Source organism: Cytophagales bacterium (assembly GCA_033344775.1).
In the GTDB taxonomy this organism is placed as follows: Bacteria; Bacteroidota; Bacteroidia; order Cytophagales; family Cyclobacteriaceae; genus JAWPMT01.
Window position 1 is genome coordinate 826,828 of sequence record JAWPMT010000004.1, and the last position, 26,103, is coordinate 852,930.

Genomic DNA, 26,103 nt, shown 5'->3' on the forward strand with positions numbered 1-26,103 from the left:
AGAGACTCCCTTTTTATTTCATCAATCAGAAACTTGGAAAGATCTGCGGTAGACCTTCCTGTACGTGGATCTGTTTGTCAATTACGTACATTCCACACGCATTGCTGACCCTGCACTGTACATAATATGTTCCCGTTGGCGCAGTTGAAAGTACCTCCACAGTCGCATTCAATGGATTATTTCCAACCGGTGAGGTCACATTGAAATGCTGAGCCGCGTTCGGAAAAACAAAACTATAAACCACCCACTGGACGCTGCTATAACTGTCAAAAGCATTACCATTTACGGTGTATAGTTCCGTTTGATAGCTCTGTAGTGAGTCCAATCCATTAATCACGGCCAGTGACACATTAGGTGGTACTGGTCCGCCGGTGTTAATGGTCCAGGATGCTGTTCCCCCATCGGTGAAATTCGCCGTAACCGTGGCAGTACCTCCTGAATTGATCGTAACCGTTGTACTGATTGGAGTTTCATTTGATCCCGTTACATTGTTAGAGTAAATCCAGGTATCTACAATTCCAGTACCTTGCACCGTAATTGTCCCTGATTGCCCGATACATAGCACTTCAGGACCCGTCAGTGAACTTCGCGAAGGCGTTACCGAACGACAATCTCCATAAAACTCACGTACGGCAATTTCATCACTCCCTACAAGATCGGTTATGGTACGACTTACAATTCCAGAATGCATGATCGAATTGTCAGGAGCCGGTGAATAAATCTCATTTACGCCCTGACCTCTATCTGTATGGGTAAATCCGATACAGTGTCCCAGCTCGTGACCAATGATATTTCTTTGCTCGTCCGGTGTGGTGTTACCATTTTTATAGGTCTGATTGATCCAGATAAATCGAAACGGCAACCCGTTGATCGGCTCTCCGGCCCAGCCGAAAACACTTTCAGGATTGTTAGCTGTATCGATCACTAGCACACTATCCGGATCATTGAAGTCAATGATGGTGATATGAGGATTTTCATTGTGTCCTACTCGTCTGAACTGCAAGCAACTACCCGCATCATTCCAATCCCTAATGGCATTATCAACTGATTCAATCCATCTTACAGATTCGGAAAGACTTGGAATCTCATCTGCAAATTTCGGATATACTTTTACGATACTGTCTCCCAGCAAGCTCAGATCCACCTTCGTATTGTAGGCATAATGATCATGATCTAACATCAATCCACCTCTGCCATTAGGATTTGATTGATCAAGAATTGATTGCCTTCCTTCATCATTCAATAATTCAGGCTCTTCCTGAATACATCCCGACAAACAAATTACAAGTAACAAAAACGCAAATAGTGACTTGAAAATTGTATTATTCATAAAATTATTTTGATTAACGGTCTGATTGTTCGTGCTTCAGACCTTGGGTTATTTCCATAAATAACTTGTATAAAATGGTTATAGTTATTTTTTATTTATAAAAAATTGAATTATCAAATTCTCTGATTTGGCCGTGAAATTCCCGATGATTTAAAAACGATCGGGAATAATTAGAATGCTCTATTTTTAAAGATTATGTCATATCATTTTTCGAGGATCGTATCACTTCTAAGTACTTGCTTTTTCATCCAAGCCTGTGAAAAACCCCAGCGCACTGCAATGACCGATCAAGAGATTATGGCAACTAGCACAGAATACAATCTGCAAGGTCCACACTACTCACCTGACGGTAAGTCTCTCTTATACAAGTCCAAGGAAGATACAGTAACACGCCTCATGAAAATCTCCCTGGATGATCTCGTTGAAGAAATGCTCTACGAGACCAATGGGTACCTTTGTTGTTATCAGTTCTCGCGCGACGGTCAACAAATAACTTTTAATGGTAATGATGGTGATCTGGAGGTCTTCCGAATCAATTCAGATGGCACCAATCTCCAAAAAATCACCGACAATGAACTTCATGATGGAGGTGCTTCATGGACCTACGACAATGAAAAACTAGTGCTTACCTCGGTGCATAATGGTGATTTCAATTTAGCAGGCATCTATTGGATGAACCCCAATGGGACTGAAAAACGTCGGCTTCATTCCCTGGACTTTCGGGCGTTTGACCCATCTGTTTCACATGATGGCAAAGAGGTTTTGGCGCAACATGTTGAAGATGGCAATCTCAATATCTTTCGCATCAGTATTGGTGATGGAAGCTATCAAAAAATGACATCTTCGGACTCGGCCGACTGGTATCCGGAATGGTCGCCTGATGATCGGACTATTGCTTTCCGCAACAATGAATCAGGAGACTGGGACATTTTTTTGATGAACCGAGATGGTTCGAATCTCAGGAAAGTCACTTCTTCACCACAGGAAGATCGTGTACCTGTTTGGTCCCCGGACGGATCATTAATCGCCTACCAATCCCGAATGCCGGATCAGGATGGTTTTGATATTTGGCTGATGGATTCCGAAGGCAAACAACAAAGAAACCTCACACAAGACGAATTTGACAATCAGAATCCAAACTGGTCCCCAGACGGCAAAAGCCTGGTTTATTCATCCAAAATAGGTAAAGTTTGGCAGCTGATGTCTATCGATGCCGATGGATCAGGAAAACGACTCATTCTGCCGAATAAAAATTAACTAATAAGACAGCATACATTAACTCAACTGATCCGCGACCACATTGTAAGTCGGATCTTCCAGAATATTGACATCAATGATCTGTTCGGCATTCTTAAGCAATCGGCGACAGTCGGGACTCAGGTGTTTGAGGTGGATTTTTTTACCTGCACCTGCATATCGTTCGGTGATTTTGTTCAAAGCCTCTATCCCAGACATGTCTGCAACGCGGCTTTCCTGAAAGTCAATGATCACTTCTTCAGGGTCATTTTTGACGTCAAATTTCTCATTGAATGCAGTCACAGAGCCGAAAAAAAGCGGTCCGTGAATTTCATAGTGCTTTACTCCTTGGTCGTCCCGGTATTTGCGTGCACGAATGCGCCTGGCATTCTCCCAGGCGAAGACCAACGCAGAAATAACCACACCGATCAGTACCGCTAATGCCAGGTTGTGCAGCAGTACCGTGATCAGCGCAACCAAAACAATCACAATGACATCATGCGTGGGCATCTTACCAATGGTCTTTAAACTGGCCCATTCGAATGTCCCAATAGACACCATGATCATCAAGCCTGTGAGTGCCGCCATGGGAAGCTGCTCAATCAAATCGGCACCAAACATGATGAAGACCAGCAACATGACTGCAGCCACAATACCGGACAACCGAGCCCTGGCACCCGAAGAAATATTGATCAGGCTCTGACCGATCATCGCACACCCTCCCATGCCAGAAAATAGCCCGGAAAGGATGTTAGCCGTACCTTGAGCCACACTTTCTTTGTTGCCCCTACCTCGTGTCTGCGTAATCTCGTCGATCAAGTTCAAGGTCAATAGACTTTCAATCAATCCCACCCCAGCTATGATCAATGCATAAGGAAAAATAACAGTGAGTGTTTCCCAGGTAAAAGGAATCGAAGGAATATGAAACGGAGGAAATCCTCCGGAAATAGAAGCGATATCACCTACTGTTTTGGTATCCAGATCAAAGCCAATGACAATGGCAGAAATGATCAGAATAGCCGCCAAAGACGAAGGGATCAGCTTGGTCAGCTTTGGCAATAGCCATATGATCAATATGGTTAACAACACCAAACCGAGCATCATGAGTAAGGGTGTTCCTGTCATCCATTCCAATTGGCCTGAAGCTATATTTTCTACTTTGAATTGATTGAGCTGTGCCAGGAAAATCACAATTGCCAGGCCATTGACAAAGCCAAACATCACCGGTTGAGGCACCAAACGGATAAACTTACCTAAACGTAACAATCCGGTTACAATCTGGATCACACCCGCCAGGACAACTGCGGCAAAAACGTACTCCACACCATGAGAAATAGCCAAACTCACAATCACCACAGCTACGGCACCTGTCGCACCGGAGATCATGCCCGGCCGTCCACCTAAAATGGATGTCACCAATCCCATCATAAACGCCGCATATAAACCTGTGAGAGGCGATAACCCTGCGATCAAAGCAAAAGCGATGGCCTCAGGGATCAGGGCCAAAGCGACGGTAAGCCCTGAAAGGATTTCATTCTTGTAGTTGACCTTTTGTTGAAGATCGAATAATTGGAAATACGACTGCATGTGATAACCTGTAAAAAAAGCAGCCGCGAAGCTAGGGTTTTAATTTACCATTGAAAAGCCCTGGCAAGGAAAGCGTTTTCTCTGGCACACATATCATTCATACCGCAAGGAATCAACCGGATCGGAAATGGCTGCTTTTAACGATTGTAGGCCAATTGCCATTAATACCATCATCGAGGATATTAAGCCAGACCAGACGAATATCATAGGATCCAGACTTATTCGAAAAGCGAAACTTTCCAGCCAGTTGGAAGACAGATATAGTCCTGTAGGGATCGCAAAAAGAAAGGAGAAGACAATTAATCGCATGAATCGGCTGCTCAATAAAACAAATATGGAACTCACCGTGGCTCCCAACACCTTCCGAACGCCAATTTCCTTCCTCTTTTGTTGTATGGTAAACATGGACAATCCGAACAATCCGGAACATGCAATGAGTATAGCTAGAATAGCAAAATATCGAATTGCCGCTGCCAGGTTCTCTTCTCTCACATATTGCTCTTGAATACTTTGATCAAGAAAGTTGAACTCAAAGGGCCATTCAGGTATTGCTAAATCCCATGCGGCTTCAATCTGCGTAATGGTACGCATCAAATCTCCCTTTGGACTTAATTTAAGGCTGACTTCACTCCCCAACGCCGATTGTGGCATTCTGAATACACTAGGCAACACTGGATCATACAAGCTTTCAAAATTGGCATCGGCCATTACTCCCACAATGCGGATTTCCTCGGGTTCAGATGCTCCACCGGGCAGAAAGCTTAATTGTTTCCCTATGCTTTCCGAATTGCTCCATCCTAATGCCTTTGCAGCGGATTCGTTGATCAAGATGCTTTCTCTGATATCAGCAATGCTTTCCGGATTGATCGAACGCCCTTCAACCAGATCTATTTCAAACATGTCCGTAAAACCCTCTCCGACCCACTTGATCCCCAAAGAATAGGCATCTTGTGATCCTGCTCCTACTCGTTGAAAAGTATTGGTGTATGCAGCCGTTCCCGCAACATAACCACGGTGCAAATTTTCCACTTGAGGAAGTGCATTGATCTCATTTTGAAAAACCTCAAATTGATCTGCCGATAGGTTTCTTCCATGTCTAAGCACCAACATTTGTTCCTTATCAAAACCAAGGTCCTTATGTCGCAATAAATCCAGCTGTCCTTCAATGACAAAAATCCCGATAATCAGCACATTACAAATGGCAAACTGCCCCACAATCAGTATTTTATTGAACAATCCACTGGATCGAACAGGTTGCATCTGCTGGAAAGCCCTGAGACGTGCTATCGCGACGCTGGGCCTCACTCCTGAAAAAGCCGCCAGGAAGAATGCCACTATACATACCGCCAATATTAACCAAACCTGCTGGGTTCCAAGACTTAGCGAACTCCCCATAAAATCATTGAAAAATGGCATGAAAAGAAAAGCAAACAACCACGCGGCTATGCATGAAAAACTCACCAGAATCATGGATTCTGTTAGAAACTGTCCGACTAAATTGGTTCGTCCTGCTCCCATCACTTGCCTGATATTGATCTCCTTCAACCGTTTATTTGCCTGTGCAGTCGTTAGGTTGATAAAATTGATACAGGCGATCAATAAAATCAGACATGCAACCACCGCAAAAGCATATACTAAGGTCAAATTACCATTTGGCCCGGGTTCTGCACTTTTATCAGATCTCAAGTGTATATCAAGCAGCGATTGGATTTCTATCGTAAATCCTTTCTGATCATCCGTGTTGAGATGCTCCTCAGCAATGGACTGCAGTTTTTGTTCGAAGGCAAGATTGTCCGTTTTTGGATTCAGAAGACCATAAACCCAGGCCCCAGCCCAATTCCAATCTTTCTCCAGATCGTACGTATACTGTCCCCATCCCATCCAGCGCTGCCGTTGGAGTTCTATCGGTAGTAAAGCATCAAATGATATATGGGAATTCGAAGGAATATCTTTGATCACTCCGGTCACCAAGAGGTCATCTTCATTCTTATAGGTCATGATCTTACCCATCGGATCATCCGTACCAAAATATTTACGTGCCAGGCTCTCCGTCAAAATGATACTTTTAACTTCTGTCAAAGCCGTAGACGGATTACCTGCCAGGAACTCAAAATCAAAGACCTGAAAGACTTCATTTTCCGAGAAGTAGAGTTTTTCTTCCGTGTGCTTTTGATTTCCATAAGACAATAAAGGAGCATCACCCCCCCAGAAATAAAACCGGGCAACATTACGCACTTCCGGGTAATCGGCTTCCAGCACGGATTTCATAGGAAAGGGGAGTTTAGCACCTTCGCGGGTAGCATTTGGGGTCTCAAGACGATACGTAAATCGGACGATATCATCACCCCGTGAATGGAACTTGTCGAAAGACAATTCCTGCTGAATGAACAAGGCAATCAACATGACTGCTGATAAGCCTATGGCAAAGCCCAGAATATTGATGCTGGAATACACAGGGTTTCTTCTGATCAGACGAAAACCTACTTTGAGGTGGTTGGTAAACATGATGGAATGGTTAGATAGGGTATGTGGCCTCCGCCAGGCGAAGGGTTGAAAAAAAGTGAGGACTTGTCCAATGAACAATCCATTATTTCGAGCCCGTGACATCCGACTCGCACGTTCATAATACTGCACAAGCAGATCACCACTAATGGCTTCAAAAAGGTCTTCACGGCAAAACCATTGAAAAAATTGCAACATCCACCTGGGTGGCTCCTGATGGTTCATAGTTGACCTCCTTCCCAAACTACTTTCGGAATAGCATCCCACATCTTGTTGCGTAAAGTCCGCGATCCAGCCAATGCACGCTTCCCTGCTGGTGTCATTTCATAAAGTCTTTTTCTTCTACCTCCCCTTTCTGTGGTCGCTCCACCCATTTTTGAGGTTAAGAACCCTTTGTCTTCCAACCTCACCAACACTTTATGTACTGCACTGATCATCGGTTTCCGACCACTTTGATTTTCCAGCTCCTGTTGAACAGAAATCCCATGGGCATCATCGAATAGAATACCTACCGTCAATAAGACCAGTTCCTCAAACTCGCCAAGATATGTGCCTTTCATTTTATTAGTTTCACCTTTGTCTTTATACTACAAACAAAATGTAAGGTTGTGAAAAAACCAATATTTCTTTCACCTTTGTCTTCGACTTGAATTAAAAAGGGTCGCTGGAACCGATAATTACTGTTTTGTAACTATCTCAACCGATTTAGATGGCTTATATCAAATGCCTGTTGGCATCCAGTACGCAATTCGAGAGGGATTTCGTTTCTTTAGCCATTCTACTAGAACTCATAATCACCGTTCTTAGCAACAGTGAAGCTGACTTCCTTCTTATGCTGATGAAATCGATCGTATCCGGGCTTCAGGTTGGACCAAAAATCGAGCAATTTCTGATTTTCCGCATATTCTTCAGTGTATGACCGAATGTTTTCATCTGTCATTTCGAAAGGAAAAACATACACAGGAATCTTTTCTTGTCCATTGTTCCGTGCATGGATGGCATACAGGTAGATTTCTTTGATTTTGTCATCTGTCATGGGTAGACAGCCATTGGTAACACAAGCCCCATGAATAAAGATATCTCCACCCAATCGTTCAAAGTCACTCTTGCGACGATCAGACAGGTTGGGATAATTCAATCCCACAGATAGATGGAAGTTACTTGCAGGATTGAAGCGATCGATATGATAGAAGCCTTCCGGCACCTGATAATCTCCTTGCCGGCGTTTTGGACCAGGGCTCCCAGATTTGGAACAGATCTTATATTCAGCAAGGAATTGATAGGCCGAAGCATCTCCTTTTTTGGCATAAAGCAACAATCGGTCTTCTGCCTTGTAAGCCACCATCAACAGGTGAAAGTCATCAATGGCCAAGTCCTTGTTTGCTAGTGTTTCGGCAATGCCCACTTGCTTTTCCGCGATGGCCGCCCTTACGCGAGGATAACGCTTCTGATCTTTAAGAAATGTCTGCCCTAAGGCCTGATATTGAACAAAAATGAAAATAAGGATGACGTGGATGGCTTTCATGCCATGATAACGAAACCAATGGGCAAATTGACATAATAAATATCAGCTTCCCTTTGAATTGGTCATCTTATGGAATCAATTTAAGTTTCTCTCAAAGGTGTACAATGGTCCATCCCAAGCCCGCTGATCGATGGTGAATCGCGTGATAAATAGCTCAAAGGTACCATTCAGAATACCTTCACCTACAAGTAGTGCATTCCCCGAATCCGTTGACTCAATCTGATAATCATAAACGCCTACGGAAAAACCTAAGTCGTAATTATCATCAGACGTTATTGTGACTTGATCAGCAGAAAAGTCTAGCGTTACGTCGTTTGGTTGGAATTCCGTAACAATTCCAGAAAGACCACCTTCCAATCTTATCAATGACCAGCTACCTGTAATATCATCGCTGGATTCCAATCCAACTGCTGCGTCATCGCTACACGAGCTTAGGGCTAGAATGATAAGACATGATAAAAATGTAATGCTTAGTCGTCGCATGCGCTTCTGTTTAGGTTATAAAAATATCTGAAACTCAGAGCAAAAAGGTTGCCAATCTCTGATGGAATAAAGATTAATCCCCAAAAACTACTACTTGCCAGTTAAACAAAAAGGTCGAACGCTATCGTTCGACCATTCATCTTGTTCCGAAGTAAAACTTCTCAATTCGGGGCTGTGTACTTTACCAGGTCTATGCCAATTCCATTTGGATCCTGAATGGCAAAATGGCGATCACCCCAGGGTTCATCCCGCAATTCAATTTTAATGGGAACGGATTTGGACTGCACCTCTCTATACAATGCATCCACATCTTTTACTTCAATGGTCAGGTACATTCCTTGCCCTTGGAATGGCGCCTGAAACAGCGGCTGTTGGGTGGGGTGATCAGGTAATAAAAAACTCAATTGGGCATGGCCATCCGGTGTTTTTAACAGTAAATAGAACTCATTTTCAAAGACTACTTCAAACCCCAGATTATCCAGGTAAAAAGCCTTGGTTTCCTGTATTTTGTCGGTAATGACTCCAGCATTTAGTTTCATCGCATTCTTATTTTGTTGTGAAAAAGCCTGATATCCCAGCACAAAAGCTAAGATCAGAAAATTGAATAATCGTTTCATTTTTATTATTGATTACAGGACAAAAGTGGCCAGGCCGCCATGGGTGGGATTGTAAGAATCGGACATATTACAGGATATTGGTGAAGGGCATGACATTTTCTAATGCTTCCTTCGACAAATCAGAAATCGTAAAAGCTTCATCAGGATTTGCACGAGATAACACCCGCATAGGTGGGAATCAATTTTGGAATGGAAGATCAAGGTCTATCTACCAAATGCCTTGTTTGGCGTCACTCCATAAAAGGCTTTGAACTCTTTGATGAAATGGGCCTGATCATAGTAGCCCCCATCATAAAAAATCTTGTTGTTCTTAAGACTTTCAAGGGAAGGCTTGGCTCCCAGAATATGCTGGAATCGAATGATGCGGGCAAAAGTCTTGGGAGATTCTCCAAAATAGTATTCGAAAAGTCGACGAAGCTGGCGTTCACTTACTCCTACGTCCAGTTGACTCAAAGGAATTCGGCCACCTGATTGTAGGATTACATGCATGGCACTCAGCAACCTGGGGTCGACTTCAGAAGCAGTAGGTAAGTTGCTCAATTGATCTTTTAGAAGGTCATCAAATTGACCGATAGCGAGAGACAGTTCCATTAGGTCCCGAAAGGCACGAATGAATACTTTATGAAATTCCGGCAATACTTCAACCAGGGGTAAAAACTCATTGGTCAATTCACTGGCAGCACGGTCAAACAAGGCGGGAAATCCCGTAGGCAAAAAACGAATGCCGAGGTAATCAAACGAGGTACCCAAATCATATTCAAGAAATTGGGTGGAAAAACCGGTCACGAATATGTTCTCCGACGCACTTTGTTCAAACAAGATATCGATGCATCCATCCGACACCACCCTATACTTAAATGATTCCTTTAAAGGTTCCGGAGTATACAATCGCCAGTAACAATGCACATAATCCTTGATTTGATCCGCTGGTGATTTTTCTTCATAAATCACAGCCTCTTCTCCAGAGAAAGCAATGCTCGGCTGATAAGGCTTGAAATGATCTCTGATCGATTGATTCACAAAACAACTATCCGTTGAAGCGGTACTTATTTGATCCCCTTGCTCACCCGAAATATAATGGGCAACATCATCAAAGTTGGGACTGCTTCGCCATCCTGTTTCCCTGGAATGAATCGTTGGGCATTCTTTATTACCCTGACTGCCTCTGCATCACATCCATATCCAATCCCCTTTACGGCCTGTATGCCATCCAGGCTACCATCCTTATTGACAATAAGCTGCACAAACACATTCCCTTCAATTCCCTTTCCCATGGCATCTTTCGGATATTTCAGCTCATCATGTACATAGGCATAAAATGCCGCCATGCCTTCCGGATAGCTGGCAGGCTCATCCACTGCATCTTTGACTGGATTTGGATCAGATACGCCAACCACGAAACGGTCCCAATTTTCATCTACGACCATTTTCCCAAAGTGCCTGACAGCCTGTTGATATACCTTTTCAATTCCCTGGGATCTGGCAAGTTTTTCGTAGCTTTCACTTGCCATCTTCAACCCTTCGAATTTTGGTATACCAGCAAAGGTTTTGATGGATTCAAAATAGGTAACATATTGATCGTACTTACCTTCAAGAAAGTGTTCCCTGGCTTCCTTGTAAGCCAACTTATAAGCCGCCATCTCCACATCTGACCACTGCTGGGCCTGAACCTGAAATGAGGAAAGGATGAGCACCAAGAAAGTATATCGAATCAAATCTTTCATCGTATGTCTTTACAGGTAAGTCCATGTAAGATAAAAAATCACTGGACCTTATAAAATCGGTATCGGTTATTCCAGTTGAATTCTATCGGGTCCTTGCCCAAATCGAATTTAATTTCTGTACCATCTTTCAGATCAATGAAATCCGTTTCATTCATGGCGCTCATTAAATGTGTTTCTCCATCATTGGGATCCTTCAATAACAGCAATTGACCTTGTTTGGACACCTCAACAAAGTATTCTTCTTCGGTATAATTGTATCTACCGACTAATGGGTCGATTTCATAAGAACCGGCTTTCGCCAATTTAACTTCTCTGGGCTTTGCAATATCCAAGTCATAATAGCTGGATATGGACCGCATGACTTCACTCATCAACTGGCCACCACTATCGCCATTGGTCATGACGATGTAGGCCTCACCTCGATTAGCAAAAGCAATCATGTTATTAGTAAATCCAGCGTTCTTACCTCCATGTTGAAACCGCAGGGTATTTCCACTACCCACTAATGATGGACCTAGACCCCAATCATTCTTATGCTTGGTCAACATTTTTTGCAGCCTCCTCCTGAATATCGCCAGATCGAATCCGGCGGTGTACTCACATAAATTCGGCTTGTGTTTCCTTCTCCATTCAGTACTTCATTAATGGCAGGAAAAGTGTCTGCTTGGGTATACCCAGGGAATCCATGCACCGAAGTTCCCGCAGTGTGGGTCAACAGTCTCCTTAAAGTAACTTTCTCCTCAAACGCATGTTGGGGCACTTGCCAGGTTTTCAGGTACGTATTTACGTCAGTGTCAAGATCAACTGCTCCTTCCTCAAGCAGCTTTAGTACAGATAAGGCAGCGACCGGTTTGCTGATCGAACCAGCCTGAAACAAAGTATTCACATCTACTTTGGTGGAATCATTGGTATTCGCATATCCGTAGCCTTTGGCCCATTGCAGCTTTCCGTCCCTCACTACGGCAATACTTACACCAGGCACCCTAAGCTCCAACATCCGCTCTTTAATGTTATGGTATTCCCAATCCTCTCCCTGGATCACAATGGAAGCGAGTAATCCATTTTCGATGGTTGAAATTTCCTGTGACAGATCTTTCGTTACCTGGCTTTTGCAGCTTGAAAACAGGATCAACAGGAATAACAGTGACAGAAGTCTTCGCATGAAACTTACATTGTTTACACAATAAAGATAATAGAAGCCGTCTTTGAAAAGTCGGAATCCAATTAGATACTTAATCTCTGAAGATATCGTTGATCGAGTAGATGACCTGATCCAACTCCTCAATGGAATCTTTTAGGATTTTGAGTATTTCTGGATCCAGGTTTTGTTCATCCATTTTCTCCACCACATGTACTGCACTCATGATTTTGGCCAGAGGCGCCCGCAAATGATGCGCATTGATAAACGCATATTCTTCTAGTTTGAGGTTTTTATCCTGTAGTTCTTTAGTCCTCTCTTTTACCTTTTCTTCCAGGTGATCATTAAGGTCCTGAATTTCTCTGGTTCTTGCAGCAATCAACGCCTTCAGGTTCCGTTGCTTCTTGATCAACAAGACATAGCGAAAATAGAAAACGGTCCTGGCAATAGCGATCAGCGTCAGCACACCCAGTAAATAAAACCACCACCTATAATAAAAAGGCTTTTTGATCTCGAAGTTGTAAACCGTGGAATCACCCCATTCACCGTTGCCAAATCGAGCCTGAACCTCAAATTGATAGGTCCCATATTCCAGATTCGTGAGTGTTACCGACCCCACCTCACGAGATAATTGGATCCACTGATCGTCAGTAGTTGTAATCCGATAGCGATAATTGATCCTTTCTTCATCCACATAAGACAGGCATTGAAAGGCGATTTGCAGATTGTTGTCATCGAAATCCAGTTCCGGATTTTCAATATTCAAAAGTGACTGGTTTCCATTCAATAAGACTTCCTCTATCGTAACCGCCAAATTGATTTGCTTATCCATTTCACTTTCCCCTTTGAAAACGGATACCCCTTTTTCAGTTCCAATCCATATATGGCCATTACGGTCCTCGAACAAGGCATTTCTATTGATCTCATTACCAAGCAAGCCTTCATCGATATCAAATAATTCCAGATCAACGCCATCATATCGGTAAACGCCATGATCAACACCAATCCATAAGTTTCCTGTCTTATCCGTCAACAAGGCGAAAACCGGACTATTGATCTCTACCTCTTCCCACGGAACGATCTGGTCCTCGGAAAAAGTCGCAAGTCCGTCACTTGAACCCAGAATAATTTCATCTTGATAGACCACCCCGTCATAAACGCTTCTTAGCCCAAATACCCGTGACGAAAAGAATTGATATTCCCTACCATCATATAGATATACCCCATACCCAGTGGTGTATAATCCTAATTTATCGCCCAGCACACTCATATTCCTGATCGTTCTGACATCAGGATTTGCAGGAATCAGTCGCCCTCGTGTCAGCTCTTGTAAACCTTGATTATTAGCTACAAAAATTTTATCCTTGAAAGCTTCAACCGAAGTTACGCGTGAGGTTTTGGACAAGACTGTAGCCGGTTTTTGGAAGTCATTTATATCATAAAATATTAATCCACCTCCACTGGTTGTCATCATGATCTGGTCGGTTTTTCGGTCCTCGTGGATATCCAGTACCCTAAAATTGGCATCACCGTATCGTACTGATGGGTAGCTTACTAACCGATCATCCTCCATTACATTCAACTGGTGAATATTAGCCAGGATCATTTTGCCATTGGCCAGTTGGTGAACTACAGTTACCTCATCATCTTTCAAACCGGAATTACTGTTATAGTTTTCAAACTGAAGCAAATTGAATTTGAACAAGCCCCGAGTATCACTCACCCAAATGTTCCCTTCATTATCCGCTAATACCCTGGTACTCCCAATATTGAGTTTCTTCCCATCGAATAACAAATCCTGAAAAGTGCCTTCCGTCCAATTCACCAATCTCGCCGGAGTATTGGCCCCAAACAAAACAATGTCATCATTGACCACAATACTGGTTTTCGCGCTTACGGCAGCTTCATTCAATCCTGCATCTGGCATTAAATGAATGATGGTATCTTCCGTCATCTCGGCAAACCAATTATATCCAAGCAGGTAATAAATGTCTTGCTGGAACTCAACGTTGAGGATAAAGTCAGAAGGCAGCTCATCATAAGGCAGTTGCACTTTCTGAATCGATCTGGAATCATATATGTACAACCCATCAGACGTGGACAGCAAAAATTTGCGACCAATCATTCGAATATTATTCAACAACAGGTTTTCGGGTAAGGCTATTTTCTCCCATACCCGCCTTTTCGAAGAGTAAGAGAATAAACGGGTTTTGAACCCTAAAAGCACCTCGTATTCCTCATACGTATCTAGCACATCAAAAAACAGCCGTTCCATCAATTCTACCTCCGTTTTTGGCACTGAAATTTCATTCCAACCGTCTTGATGATACTGCACAGTCAGCGAGGTGTCATTGAGTCCAACCACCCAGATCCGATCACCAACAGCTTTCATCAGCGAATTGGTAGATTTAGGAAGGTTCAGCGAATCGGGAAAAGTATACCACTGCCTGGCATCATAATACACTGGACCGACCTTGGTCACGAACCACATCATCCCTCGATTATCCTGGGCAATATCATAGATACTGTTGCTCGGCATCCCATCAGCAATCATGTATTGCTTCGAAGGAAAATGCTGCGCTTCTGCCTTCCCAAAACAGATCAAAATGGAAATCAAAAAAAGGTAGTAGATGCCTTTCATCGACCCACAATGTAACGAGATTGCCTTAAATTAATACCAGAGAGAAGCTTAGTTGAGTACAGTTTTCGTAATTTCCTGAATACTATCAATCGTCAATGGTTTGCTAAAAAAACCATTGATCACCTGATTTGTTTCAGCTTTCTCCTTGTCCCGAGGATTAATTGAGGAAGTAAGGATCACAATCTTGGACTTTTGAAAATTTTTAGGAAGAGATTCATAAGACTGGGCAAAATCCCAGCCATCCATTTCAGGCATGTTAATGTCCAGAAGAATCAACTCTGGTTCAATCTGCCCCGATGAGAGTTCTTCAAGGGCAACATTGGCCTCTGTACGCTCACATACCTTCGCTTCAACTGGTGACATGTCGATGACCAACTTATTCAAATAGTTGATCGTCGGGTCGTCATCAATTAGTAAAATTTTGATTGGCGGATTTTGCATTAGGTCAAGACGTTAGGTAATTCATGCTGTGATGGCGAAGTACAAAATGAATACTTAGTAAAGGTATTTCATCCCTCGGGGAAACTCAATCCAATTCTATTAGTCGGGAATATACGGTTATGAATAGCGGAAAAATATAACCTATCAAGCAAGCGTTATCGCCTTTCCTGAGATCCAATTCCCATCATGAGTAGCAGTCCTTCCATAGTGGTTTCCAAAAAGTTTAAATCAGTTACTTCACCGCATGATCAAACTGGCATCCACTTGTACGTATATGATTGTAGCCAGTTTACGGCTCAGTATTTTCGGAATTTTGATCTTATGATCTTTCAAAGGGATCAGGAAATTAGAACTAATCGCTATCTGTCCATCCTCTACCTTAATATCCGCTAGCAACTCTTTGCTCACTGTAATTCCATGGATACTAAGTTTGCCACTTACAGAGACTCCTTCATAATTACCGTCGACAGAAAAGTCCAGATCATCCTGGATCGTGCCAGAAAAAGTACCATCTGGGAATTTGTCTGATTCCATGTAGTTCTCATTAAAATGTTCTCGTTGCAGAGAATGATTGAACCCTACAAAACTTGCGATGGGCACTTTAAAAGCGAAGTTCTTAGTTTCCGGGTCAATCAACCCCGTTAACTCGTCGGTCTCCGCTTCAATCAATTCAAGAGGTGCATTAGAAGTGAATTTGATTTGCCCCTTTGAAATGGTAAAAAGGTTAATGTCTGACCCGAAATCCACGGGTAGAAACGAAAAAATACTGAAACAGAAGACTACTACTGCATTGAACATATTCTAACTGGTTTACTTTATCAGTCTACGGAATAGACTATTGTCCAATACCTGAATACATTCTCTTAAGTTGCTTGCCATCGAACTTATTATTGAAAAATTACGACTTAATGACCACCTTCTTTTCAATCCCGAGCTTTTTCATCTTCGCGAATAGTGTCTTGTCATTCATCTGAAGAATGGTCGCTGCACCATTCACCCCACTGACACGGCCATTTGTTTTTTCCAACACTTTAATGATGTAGTCTTTTTGCATTTGCTCGAATGACTTCCAATCGACGGAGCCGCTGATAACTCCTGCTTTTTGATTGGGAATCCATTCTCCCGGGAACAGGGTATTTCCTTGTTCGGTGATGACCGCCCGCTCGATCAGGTTTTCCAGCTCCCTGATATTGCCAGGAAAATCATATTTGGCAAGTGCATCCAGGGTCTTTTTAGATACCCGCTGGAAGGACTTCCCAGCCTTGGCGGAATACTTCTGAAGAAAGGCATGAGCCAACAATGGAATGTCTTCTTTCCGTTCCCTTAGTGCAATATTATGGATTGGGAACACATTCAATCGATAAAACAGGTCTTCCCTAAAATTCCCTTCTTGTACCATCTTTTCCAGGTCGCGATTGGTAGCAGCAATGATTCGGACGTCTACACGCATGGTTTTTTCACCACCGACCATGTCGAACTCCCCTTCCTGCAAAACACGCAGCAATTTAGCTTGCATCTCTACGGGGATCTCCCCGATCTCATCCAGAAAGATCGTCCCTCCATCAGCGATTTTGAATTTTCCTTCCTTGTCAGCGATGGCCCCTGTAAATGATCCTTTCTTGTGGCCAAACAGCTCGCTTTCGAACAAGTCTTTAGGCAAGGTGGCGCAATTCACTTTCACCAATGCATGATCTTTCCGCTGGCTGTTTTGATGCAGGGCCTTGGCTAGTAATTCCTTTCCTGTACCAGATTCACCAGTGATCAGTACCGTGGTATCCGTGGGGGCAACTTGTTCCACTTGCTTTAAGACTTTTTCATAGGCTTCACTTTGACAAATGATGTCACTTTGATTGACCCGTAGTTCCTGCTGCAGATACTCATTCTCAATCTCAAGCTGATCCTTTAAGGATCGTATCTCCTCAAAAGCCATCCTGAGGTCAGACTCACTTTGTTTCCGCTCGGAAATATCCCTTAAAATGGCACAGTTCAAATGCTCGCCCTGGAAGTACAAATGATTGACTGAAATATCAACCGGGAACTGACTCCCATCTTTTCTTGTGGCTTTCCATTCCATGCGGAAGTTCTTCCGCCGCTTGATGTCCTCGAAGTGACTGAACCACCATTGTTCGTCCACATTTGGATCCACCTGGTAAATGGTAGCCGACTCAAGCTCTCCCGCTTTGTACCTGAGCTGCTTTAAAGCTGATTCGCTGAAGTCCAACAGTTCGCCATTCTCCTTCCAAACAAAGACAATATCTTCGGACTGGTCAATGATCTCTTTGAACAACCTAAGCGATAGTAGATTGGTGTGCTGATCGGACACATCCTGATACACCCCAATGACCTTTTTGACTTGTTCATTGACCAACACCGGCAACCCAGCACAGCGCAACCACTTCTCCTGCCCTTTGGCATCTTTCACACTTAGTGTTTCATCAAAAGGGCGTGCTTTAGCAATAGATGCCGCAATCAATTCCTGAAATCGCTCGGGATCTTTAAAATATTTAATCGCATTAATGGGTCGGATCTCTTCACTTTCTTCCGTTTCAAAAATGCGGAGCACCTCATTGGTCACAATGATAGAATTGTCCTGAAGATTCATGCTCCAGCCCCCCATTTTCACAAGAGATTCTGAAGTATCGAGTATTTGCTTATAAAAAGTGGATTGCGTGATCTCATGAACCATGGCGCAAATCACATTTTTTCTGTTATTTGAGAAAAATTGAGCAGAAACTTCTACATCATACAGGATTCCTCCCTTTCGCTGATGAATCGTCGTAAAATTCACCACCCCTTTTTTGGCCACTTCCTGCCAATGGGTCTTCCATTTTTTCTCCGTTAATCGGGGGTTGACATCAAATATTTTCATGCCATTAAGCTCATTTTTCGCATAATTGAGCTGTTCACACCAGGCCTTATTGGCAAAAACAATTTCTCCAGACTCGGAAATCCACATGACCTCATAGGCCAGGTGATCCAATTGCCATTCCTTTATTTCAGAGAAGAATTCGGGTGTAAGCATAGAAATAAAGTATAATTTTTCTCAAATATCAGAAATTTCTAACTTATAAGAAGAATAAATAACAATAAAAATGCAATAACATGCTGTATTTCAAACAGTTAAACTTTTGGCACAGCAATTGGCATAAATCAATCGAATTTGAATTAGTCATATTATGAAACGAAAAGACTTCTTACGAAAATCATTTGTCGGCTCACTCGCTGCAGGATTTGGCCTGGGCGCACAAGCCGAAGGAAAAGAGGAAAAGGAAACTTCGAAAGAAGGCTTTGATCAAGTTGGATTTAATCATATCAAACCGATGGAAACTAAAACATTAACGACCGTACTGCACAAAGCAGATACCCGAGGAGATGCCAACCACGGATGGTTGCACTCTCGTCACTCATTCAGTTTTGCCAATTACTATAACCCTGAAAGAATGGGATTTGGAGCACTTCGCGTATTGAACGATGATGAAGTGGCCCCTTCCATGGGATTTGGCACCCACCCGCACAGCGACATGGAAATCATCTCCATTCCTTTGTTTGGCGACCTTGAACACAAGGACAACATGGGCAACAAAGAGGTGATCCGGCAAGGCGATGTACAAGTAATGAGCGCTGGAACGGGTGTTTATCACAGCGAGTATAACGCCAACAAAAACAAGGATGTGAAATTCCTGCAGATCTGGGTGATCCCTAACCAAAGAGATGTCAAACCCAGATATGATCAAATCACTTTGAAAGAAGGTGATTCTCTGAATCAATTCGAACAGATCCTTTCACCGAATGCGGATGATGCGGGGGTATGGATCCATCAGGATGCCTGGTTCAACCTGGGCAAGTTCACGGAAGACAAGGAAATCAACTACGACATCCATCGTAATGGCAATGGGCTTTATGCATTTGTTCTAGAAGGCGAAGCAGAGATCGAAGGTCAGCAATTGCAGCGCAGAGATGGTTTCGGGATCTGGGATACGGATCAGGTGAACATCAAAGCAGCAGCCGGGTCCAGGATCTTGCTGATGGAAGTGCCGATGGGCTAGGCTTCCCTTCGTCGAGTTCAGGGTAAACTTTAAGCTTAGCCTGACACTCATCGAGCTCAGGGTAAACTTCAGGCTCAGTTTACCAAAAAATTCGACAAGCTCAGCCTGACCATCGCCAAGCCAAGTTTGCAAAAAAAGTTGAACATAAATAAGTCGAAAAGTGAATAGTGATGGCTATTCGCTTTTCTTTTTTCATTTCGACTGTAAGAGCAAGATTCAAGTTACATCAAGCCTCTCACCACATACATTGGCAACTGTCAATTGATCAGACGCGTGATTTCGATTCCTTGATGGTGATATTTTAAGAAAATGATATATATCTTTTATAAATAAGATATAAGTATTTTCACAAAAAGATATATATCATTTTGCAAACTCATCGAGATGTTTTTACTAGTTCATCGTTACAGAAAGACTAACATGTGGCTTCTCATGAAGCGTGGAAGATGAATAAACCCACGCCAGAAAATACGAACATGGCACGTTTCATACTTCATCTATGTTGGTTTTAGAAAATAAATAGCAATTCCACTTTAAACACACTTAAAAACCATGGAAATCATAAGAGAAGAAAACGAAGAAGAAGGTCGCTATTTCATTGAATTGGACGGTAAGGAAGCCGGCGAAATGGAATACCGCTTAAGAGCAGGTCGGTTAATCATTGTTCATACCATCGTAAATGAAGGTTTTGAGGGTAAGGGTTATGGGATCCAACTGGTCGAAAAGGCAATTGAAGATGCCCGCGCAGGTAAATACGCGATTGTACCGGTCTGTAAGTTTGCACGTAAGTACTTTGACAAGCATCCTGAGGCAAGTGATGTGTTATAACATTCCTCTTAACTGCTCTGTCTAATTTAGACAAGCCTGATGCTACAATTTTTAGATAAACTCAGGATTAACAGGAATTAGTGCAGAATGTTGTAAACACCTACTGCAATTCCTTTAATTTTCCAGTCTGATCCATGAAGCAATTGCGCATCACCACAAGTACAAGAAGCATCCTGTGGCTTTTGTTGAGCACGTGCTTTATCCATCATCACTACGCACAATCCCCCTATCTCAGAAACATCAACACCAAGCAGGGCCTTCCCCACAATATCGTTTATAGCATCGTTCAGGATAGTCTGGGATACATATGGATGGGCACAGAGGCTGGACTATGTCGATTCGATGGCACCCATTTCAAAACTTATCAAATGCCCAGCGAAAGAGCCATCACTGCAGACGAGCTTATCTATGACGGGGATAAGCGGATTTACTTCAAAAACTTCAGTGATCAACTCTTTTTCGTAGAAAACGATACGATTCATGAAATTCCTACCCCTGAAGGTAGTGGCACACTTCTCAACTTACGTGCCTTATCTCCAGACGAAATCATCGTTCACCTGGATTCTACTTACCTCTACAACCCAACGAACAAAAGCTGGAAAAACCTGTACAAAGGTGCCAAATACATGGCCTTGGATGTGAACAAGAAAGCCGCATATACTTTTACCAACAGCAATAAAAAACTGACAGGTCGATTGATGAGGTACTCTTTTCAGTCTGATTCTGTCGAATATTTCAGTTCCATCACCAAAAGAAGTGACTTGATTGAAGTAGCTGGTGAAGATCTTATCAATTTCGATTATGCACACTATAAAGCATATCGATGGAATAATGAAAAAGGAGAACACCGTTGGAACTTGATTTTTCCTGAATTGAAACATTTGGTCCAGAGCCCAATCAATCAAATCTCCAAAGACAAACAGGGCAAGTATTGGATCTCAACCATCAGCGGAGTTGTTAGTTACAGCGACCCGAAAACACCGTACGAAAGTGGATTAAAGTATTTGAATGGAAAATTCGTCTCTGATTTCCTGCAAGATGCCGAAGGTAACTTTTGGTTTACCACCATCGGGAATGGCGTTTTCGTCATGTATCAGGATAACGCTTTGGTTTACACCAAAGAAAACTCCTGGCTCAATTATGATCAGGTGAAACGCATCAGTATTTTACCTGATGATGAATTGTTCTTAGCCACTAATGGGCAATCTGCTTACCGCATCGATCAAACCGGGAGCAGATTATTTGCTTATGATACCCCGGAAGCAGATACAGAATGCATCTATTTCGATGAAAAACAAGGACGTCTGTACCTCGAGAGCTATCAATATCATTACAAAAATCCCATTCCGATCACGAAGTACAATGGTGGTACCACACCAAAAAACATCACAGCATTCAATGATGACCTACTTGCCACAGCGGCAGGGAATGGTGGTTTCTTAGTCAAAAAACCTCATCGAACGCAAAGTCCATGGCCCAAGGAATATCTACCGGGGCCCTCCAACAAATTCGAAATAGGCTTTTACCCAAATCTGCTCAAATTGAGAGGTACGCGATGCCGGGATGTTCACTTCGATAAGGTGCATCAGACGATATGGTATGGTTTTGCAGATGGGCTTTTTGGATATCAAAGTGGTCAGGAAATATTACTTACTCTCCCCAATGGCGACCCCATAATTGCATTGGACCTGGAAGCAGCATCAGATGGTTCGTTTTGGGCAGCTACGGTCAAAACCGGTATCGTGCAGATCAAAAACGGAAATGTGATTGATCAACTGACCTCTGATCATGGCCTGTCCAGTAATTATGTGAATGTATTGAAAATCAAGGACGGTCTGTTCTACCTGGGAACAGACAAAGGGCTGCAGGTATTGGATCCAAAAACAGGACTTTCCAGGTTCTTCGATGAACAGGACGGACTTCCGACGAATGCCATCGCTGATTTGGGGATTACTTCAGATAAAGTTTGGATTGCCACACTCAATGGCCTGGTTTCATTACCTCTTGATTTCGATGGCATGAATACCTACGCGCCCAAAGTATACTTGAACAGTGTGTCGGTAAATGGGGAAAAGTTAGTGGACTCAAGCAATCGATTTGCCTACTTTGAAAATGATCTGCTTTTTCGATTTACGGGCATTTCCATTCGAAGTGAAGGAAAATTCCAATATCAATACCGCTTACTTGGCCTTTCCGATGAATGGACGCAAGCTGACGGTTCTATACAGGAAAAAAGGTATGTCTCCTTACCGCCGGGGGAATATAATTTTCAAATCAAAGCCATTAACGAAGACGGAATTGAGAGTGAATCAATTCGCGAATACCCCTTCATCATTACCAAACCATTTTGGCAAACGTGGTGGTTCATCACGTTAGTTGTTCTCGTAATTGCTTTTGCCATCAGCACCATTTTCACTTTTCGAATCCGTCGAATTCAGCAACGTAATGAATTAGAGAGAGCCATGAATAGCTCTAAACTAGATGCTTTGAAATTGCAAATGAATCCACACTTCCTGTTCAATTCACTCACTGCCATTCAGGAATATATTCTCAAGGAAAAGTCAGATGTCTCCAGTCATTATGTGGGTCTCTTCAGCACCCTGATGCGAGAAATACTGAACAACTCCAGACGCGAGTACGTGAGCATACAAGAAGAGGTAGACATGCTAAAAAAATACCTGCAACTGCAGCAAGTCCGCTTCGAACAACCCATTCATTACGAAATCATCGTCGATCAAAACCTGGCCCCACAGTACGAAAGCATCCCCCCAATGTTTACCCAGCCTTTCATCGAGAATTCTATTGAACACGGACTTTTCAAAAAGCCTGAAAATGAAATCCGTATTTTATTCAGCAAAAAATCAGATTCATTGCTCGAATTGGCCATTGTTGACAATGGGATTGGCATCGTCGATCAATCAGAAAAATCCAATCACCATTCTCTGGCTTCCACCATCGTGCGCGAACGACTGGACTTGCTCCAGAAAACCACCCCCGAAAAGATCGAATTTAGCATGCAAAACATCTATGGTTCGGATAGCAAAATCATGGGCTTCAAGGTTAACTTTACGCTACCGATTAAAGTGATCTTATACGGATGAATGTCTTTTTGCTGGATAATGAAAAAAGCGCGAGAGAAACGATCAAAGCGTATCTTGATAAATCCAGCCTACAAGACTATACACTGGCTGAAGCCAGTTCCATTCAAGAGGCCATTACGGTCTTAAAAAAGTTTCAACCCGACCTGGCCATCCTCGACATCAATTTAGATGAAGGTACCTGCTTTGACCTGCTTGGACAATTGGATCACATTGATTTCAAGATCATTTTCGTTTCCGCGTACGACCAATACGCCATCAAGGCATTCAGATTCAATGCACTGGACTATGTTTTGAAACCCATTAATCCTCCCGAGTTCTTTGAGGCCATCAACAAGAGCGTCAATTCCCCTTTTGCGCAACACGAGCAGCTACAGGGGTTTTCAGAAACCATCGTGGAAAAGAAGTTTGACAAGATCGTATTACGTGACAGTCAGGCCATTCACTTCATCAAAATTGATGAGCTGATCCATTGTCGGTCCGAGAGTAACTATACGGCCTTCATTACTGAGCATGAAGAACTGGTCATTAGCAAAACCATTGGCGAATATGAGAATCTGCTTCGAGAAAAAGGCTTTTTCCGTTCGCATCGATCTCACTTGATCAATCTGCATCAAATCAAGCGATTCGATAAACGGGATGGCGGTAGCATTCAGATGAGCAATGACGAATTGGTCCCTCTGGCACGGAATAAAAAGGATGTTTTCATGAAACTGATCGATCAGATGAAATAAGGTCGTTTCCTCGGGCTTTATCATTTCCTAACAACGCCTAAACCAACATCGAATACCATTCGCTCAAATTCCCGTCCCCTTTATCCAGATTCGCCTACCATTCGCTCAACTAGTCAAAAGTCGACTAAGTGATTCCATTGTTTTGTGACAAAATAAAACTGTATGAAAACACTAAACACCGCCACGATTCGCAAGATCAAATCAAAATTCATCCGTCATTTAGGTATTCGAATGCCCCTACTCTCACCGCTCATTGTGTGCCTGATGATGTTTGTAGCTTGCTCAGAGGAAGATGAGCCCACCATCACCATCACCGCCTCCGACCTGATTGTGACGATTGCCGAGAATCCGGAACCAGGTCAATCACTAGGTACCATTCAAGCCACTGCCTCCTCAGGAAGTCTCACTTTTGAGATCAGTTCTCAAAGCTTGGTGGGAGCATTCGCCATCGACCCTTCTTCTGGTGCGGTAACCGTAGGCAATGCCGACCTCTTCGATTTCGAAAGCACAACGGAATTAACTGCTTCCGTCATTGTAGCCAGTGGAAATACAACGGAGCAAGTAGCCGTTAACGTTACGTTGACAGATGTCAGTGACCCTATGATCACTGCCTCAAATTTTGAGGTGACCATTGATGAAAATCCTACCGTAGGATTGGTTCTCGGATCTATTCAGGCTTCTACAGACCAGGGAACTTTGGCCTTTCGCTTAGGATCGGAAGGCACACCTTCAGCATTTAACATCGATGCCGCCTCCGGGGAGCTGACTGTTGCCGATGCTACGCTATTTGACTTTGAAGTTGCAACTTCCATAAGTACGACCGCCTTTCTTAGTGTAGGTGACATAGAACAATTCGTCACTGTTGTGGTCAATCTCAGCAATGTGAATGAGATCACCGCTCCTGCGGACATTGATATCTCTGTAAATGAGAATCCCACTGTAGGCCAGGAATTGGCTACTATTGAAGCTTCGGCAGATCTGGATGCGGTTACATTTGAATTGACGTCTGTATCCATAGCAGATGCCATCCAAATCGGAACCAGTGGGGTGATCAGTGTCAAAACGCCGGCTATTTTCGATTTTGAAACCAATACTTCTGTTACCGCTGCAGTAACCGTGTCATCAGAAGGGGCCACCTCAAAAGAGGTTGCCATTTCGATCGTTGTTAATGACGTGTCTGAGCTTTCATTGCTCGAAGAAGCACTAGTCTATTTACCTCTTGATAAAGGTGACCTGAACAATTCACAAAAAGGTGATCAATTTAACGGCATAGAGCGAGGAGCTGAGGGAGGCCTATCTGTCTATACCGATAGAAATGGAAATGGAAGTGGTGCAGTAATCACTAGTAATGGAGGAGGGTTTTCCATTCCTGACTGGCACCAAAATTCAGCAGGGACCGGGCACAACGGAACATTTACAATTGCACTTTGGGTGAGAATAGAAGAAGCCACCAGCAATCGCAGAACCCGCCCCATATGGGAACTGAACTGCGGAGCAGCACCTGCCATTGGCCTGTTCATGGTGAACGAGATCAATCAAAACGCTGGCAGACTTTTCATAAGACAGGGAAGCGCTTCCGGAGGGGTATTGGCTTCTTACAACAACAACCCGCTCCTAGGCCTGAACAGTGAACGTTCGCCATGGGTTTTTGTGGCGGTCTCTTATGAAGAAGGTGTCGCCATGACCTACAAGATCATCAGCCCGGATGATTCATCTTTGAACTTTACGCAAACCATCACGGGAGATGAGCTATTGTACACCGCAGGAGCAGCCACTGAAAATCAAGGTATCCTGACTTTTGGACAAAGAACCTGCAGCAGCACACTCACCATTCCCATGGCATTGGATGATATTTTGATCTATGACCGTGCATTAAGCGCTACCGAAATTGATCAATTATACGAACTGTTAGAAGAGTAATTCCTCCACTTACTGTACATGAAGCACCAGCAGGTTTGTTGGTGCTTTTTTGTTTGGAGTCTTAACAGCGCGTAAAAAGAGATTCCCCGGACAGGGCGTCTGAAATTTTCTGGACTTTAAAAAATTAGTCCAGAAAATTCTGGAATGACGCGCTGAGTTTGTCTCTTTCATCCCTTACAAGGCCGGTGAAACAGGGGCTCAAAACACCCGTGACGAAAAACGCTTTGACCTGCATAAAAAAGCTACTAGCTTA

General features: G+C 43.2%; 21 protein-coding genes. 6 read left to right on the forward strand and 15 right to left on the reverse strand.

From position 1 onward, the window contains the following. Nucleotides 1-25 precede the first annotated feature (25 nt). A complete protein-coding gene (locus R8G66_12275; GenBank protein MDW3193139.1) occupies nt 26-1,330 on the reverse strand; it encodes a M57 family metalloprotease in 1,305 nt (434 codons plus the stop codon). A gap of 297 nt (nt 1,331-1,627) precedes the next feature. Here R8G66_12275 and R8G66_12280 point away from each other — a divergent pair, with 297 nt between their 5' ends. Next, nucleotides 1,628-2,587 (forward strand): DUF5050 domain-containing protein, encoded by a 960-nt coding sequence (locus R8G66_12280; GenBank protein ID MDW3193140.1) that lies wholly within the window; start codon nt 1,628-1,630, stop codon nt 2,585-2,587. Nucleotides 2,588-2,605: 18 nt separating this feature from the next. Here the strand turns inward: R8G66_12280 and R8G66_12285 are convergent, their stop codons facing one another. From R8G66_12285 to R8G66_12350, 14 genes are all read right to left on the reverse strand, one after another. Continuing rightward, a complete protein-coding gene (locus tag R8G66_12285) occupies nt 2,606-4,153 on the reverse strand; it encodes a SulP family inorganic anion transporter (GenBank protein MDW3193141.1) in 1,548 nt (515 codons plus the stop codon). Nucleotides 4,154-4,246: 93 nt separating this feature from the next. Beyond that, on the reverse strand, nt 4,247-6,880 hold the full coding sequence (locus tag R8G66_12290) for an ABC transporter permease (protein ID MDW3193142.1): 2,634 nt from the start codon (nt 6,878-6,880) through the stop codon (nt 4,247-4,249). After that, nucleotides 6,877-7,215, reverse strand: coding sequence for a helix-turn-helix transcriptional regulator (locus R8G66_12295; protein ID MDW3193143.1), 339 nt, complete (start codon nt 7,213-7,215; stop codon nt 6,877-6,879). Before R8G66_12295 ends, R8G66_12290 begins: the two co-directional genes overlap by 4 nt. A gap of 221 nt (nt 7,216-7,436) precedes the next feature. Then, a complete protein-coding gene (locus R8G66_12300; GenBank protein MDW3193144.1) occupies nt 7,437-8,180 on the reverse strand; it encodes a L,D-transpeptidase family protein in 744 nt (247 codons plus the stop codon). A gap of 75 nt (nt 8,181-8,255) precedes the next feature. Continuing rightward, a complete protein-coding gene (locus R8G66_12305) occupies nt 8,256-8,663 on the reverse strand; it encodes a hypothetical protein (GenBank protein MDW3193145.1) in 408 nt (135 codons plus the stop codon). A 161-nt stretch (nt 8,664-8,824) separates the two neighbouring features. Beyond that, complete coding sequence (locus tag R8G66_12310; protein MDW3193146.1) at nt 8,825-9,280, reverse strand: VOC family protein; 456 nt, start codon at nt 9,278-9,280, stop codon at nt 8,825-8,827. A 204-nt stretch (nt 9,281-9,484) separates the two neighbouring features. Continuing rightward, nucleotides 9,485-10,300: a helix-turn-helix domain-containing protein gene (locus R8G66_12315; protein ID MDW3193147.1), complete on the reverse strand. Its 816-nt coding sequence runs from the start codon at nt 10,298-10,300 to the stop codon at nt 9,485-9,487. A 26-nt stretch (nt 10,301-10,326) separates the two neighbouring features. After that, on the reverse strand, nt 10,327-11,004 hold the full coding sequence (locus R8G66_12320; GenBank protein MDW3193148.1) for an energy transducer TonB: 678 nt from the start codon (nt 11,002-11,004) through the stop codon (nt 10,327-10,329). 38 nt (nt 11,005-11,042) lie between these two features. Then, complete coding sequence (locus tag R8G66_12325) at nt 11,043-11,552, reverse strand: hypothetical protein (protein ID MDW3193149.1); 510 nt, start codon at nt 11,550-11,552, stop codon at nt 11,043-11,045. After that, the gene (locus tag R8G66_12330; GenBank protein ID MDW3193150.1) at nt 11,546-12,166 is read right to left on the reverse strand and encodes a serine hydrolase domain-containing protein; all 621 of its coding nucleotides are present in this window, start codon (nt 12,164-12,166) and stop codon (nt 11,546-11,548) included. Before R8G66_12330 ends, R8G66_12325 begins: the two co-directional genes overlap by 7 nt. Before the next feature lie 70 nt (nt 12,167-12,236). Beyond that, nucleotides 12,237-14,783 (reverse strand): two-component regulator propeller domain-containing protein, encoded by a 2,547-nt coding sequence (locus R8G66_12335; protein ID MDW3193151.1) that lies wholly within the window; start codon nt 14,781-14,783, stop codon nt 12,237-12,239. A gap of 48 nt (nt 14,784-14,831) precedes the next feature. Beyond that, nucleotides 14,832-15,224 (reverse strand): response regulator, encoded by a 393-nt coding sequence (locus tag R8G66_12340; protein MDW3193152.1) that lies wholly within the window; start codon nt 15,222-15,224, stop codon nt 14,832-14,834. Between the two features lie 237 nt (nt 15,225-15,461). Beyond that, the gene (locus tag R8G66_12345) at nt 15,462-16,022 is read right to left on the reverse strand and encodes a YceI family protein (protein ID MDW3193153.1); all 561 of its coding nucleotides are present in this window, start codon (nt 16,020-16,022) and stop codon (nt 15,462-15,464) included. A gap of 100 nt (nt 16,023-16,122) precedes the next feature. Then, the gene (locus R8G66_12350) at nt 16,123-18,246 is read right to left on the reverse strand and encodes a sigma 54-interacting transcriptional regulator (GenBank protein MDW3193154.1); all 2,124 of its coding nucleotides are present in this window, start codon (nt 18,244-18,246) and stop codon (nt 16,123-16,125) included. 154 nt (nt 18,247-18,400) lie between these two features. Here R8G66_12350 and R8G66_12355 point away from each other — a divergent pair, with 154 nt between their 5' ends. The 5 genes from R8G66_12355 to R8G66_12375 all read left to right on the forward strand — a co-directional run bounded on the left by R8G66_12355 (nt 18,401) and on the right by R8G66_12375 (nt 25,850). After that, nucleotides 18,401-19,270: a pirin family protein gene (locus R8G66_12355; protein ID MDW3193155.1), complete on the forward strand. Its 870-nt coding sequence runs from the start codon at nt 18,401-18,403 to the stop codon at nt 19,268-19,270. Between the two features lie 552 nt (nt 19,271-19,822). Further along, on the forward strand, nt 19,823-20,098 hold the full coding sequence (locus tag R8G66_12360; GenBank protein MDW3193156.1) for a GNAT family N-acetyltransferase: 276 nt from the start codon (nt 19,823-19,825) through the stop codon (nt 20,096-20,098). 134 nt (nt 20,099-20,232) lie between these two features. Next, entirely contained in the window at nt 20,233-23,199 is a 2,967-nt protein-coding gene (locus R8G66_12365) for a histidine kinase (protein ID MDW3193157.1), read from the forward strand. Beyond that, nucleotides 23,196-23,930 carry a LytTR family DNA-binding domain-containing protein gene (locus R8G66_12370; GenBank protein ID MDW3193158.1) on the forward strand — a complete coding sequence of 245 codons (735 nt, stop codon included), beginning with the start codon at nt 23,196-23,198 and terminating at the stop codon, nt 23,928-23,930. Before R8G66_12365 ends, R8G66_12370 begins: the two co-directional genes overlap by 4 nt. A gap of 162 nt (nt 23,931-24,092) precedes the next feature. Further along, nucleotides 24,093-25,850: a hypothetical protein gene (locus R8G66_12375; protein ID MDW3193159.1), complete on the forward strand. Its 1,758-nt coding sequence runs from the start codon at nt 24,093-24,095 to the stop codon at nt 25,848-25,850. Nucleotides 25,851-26,103 lie beyond the last annotated feature (253 nt).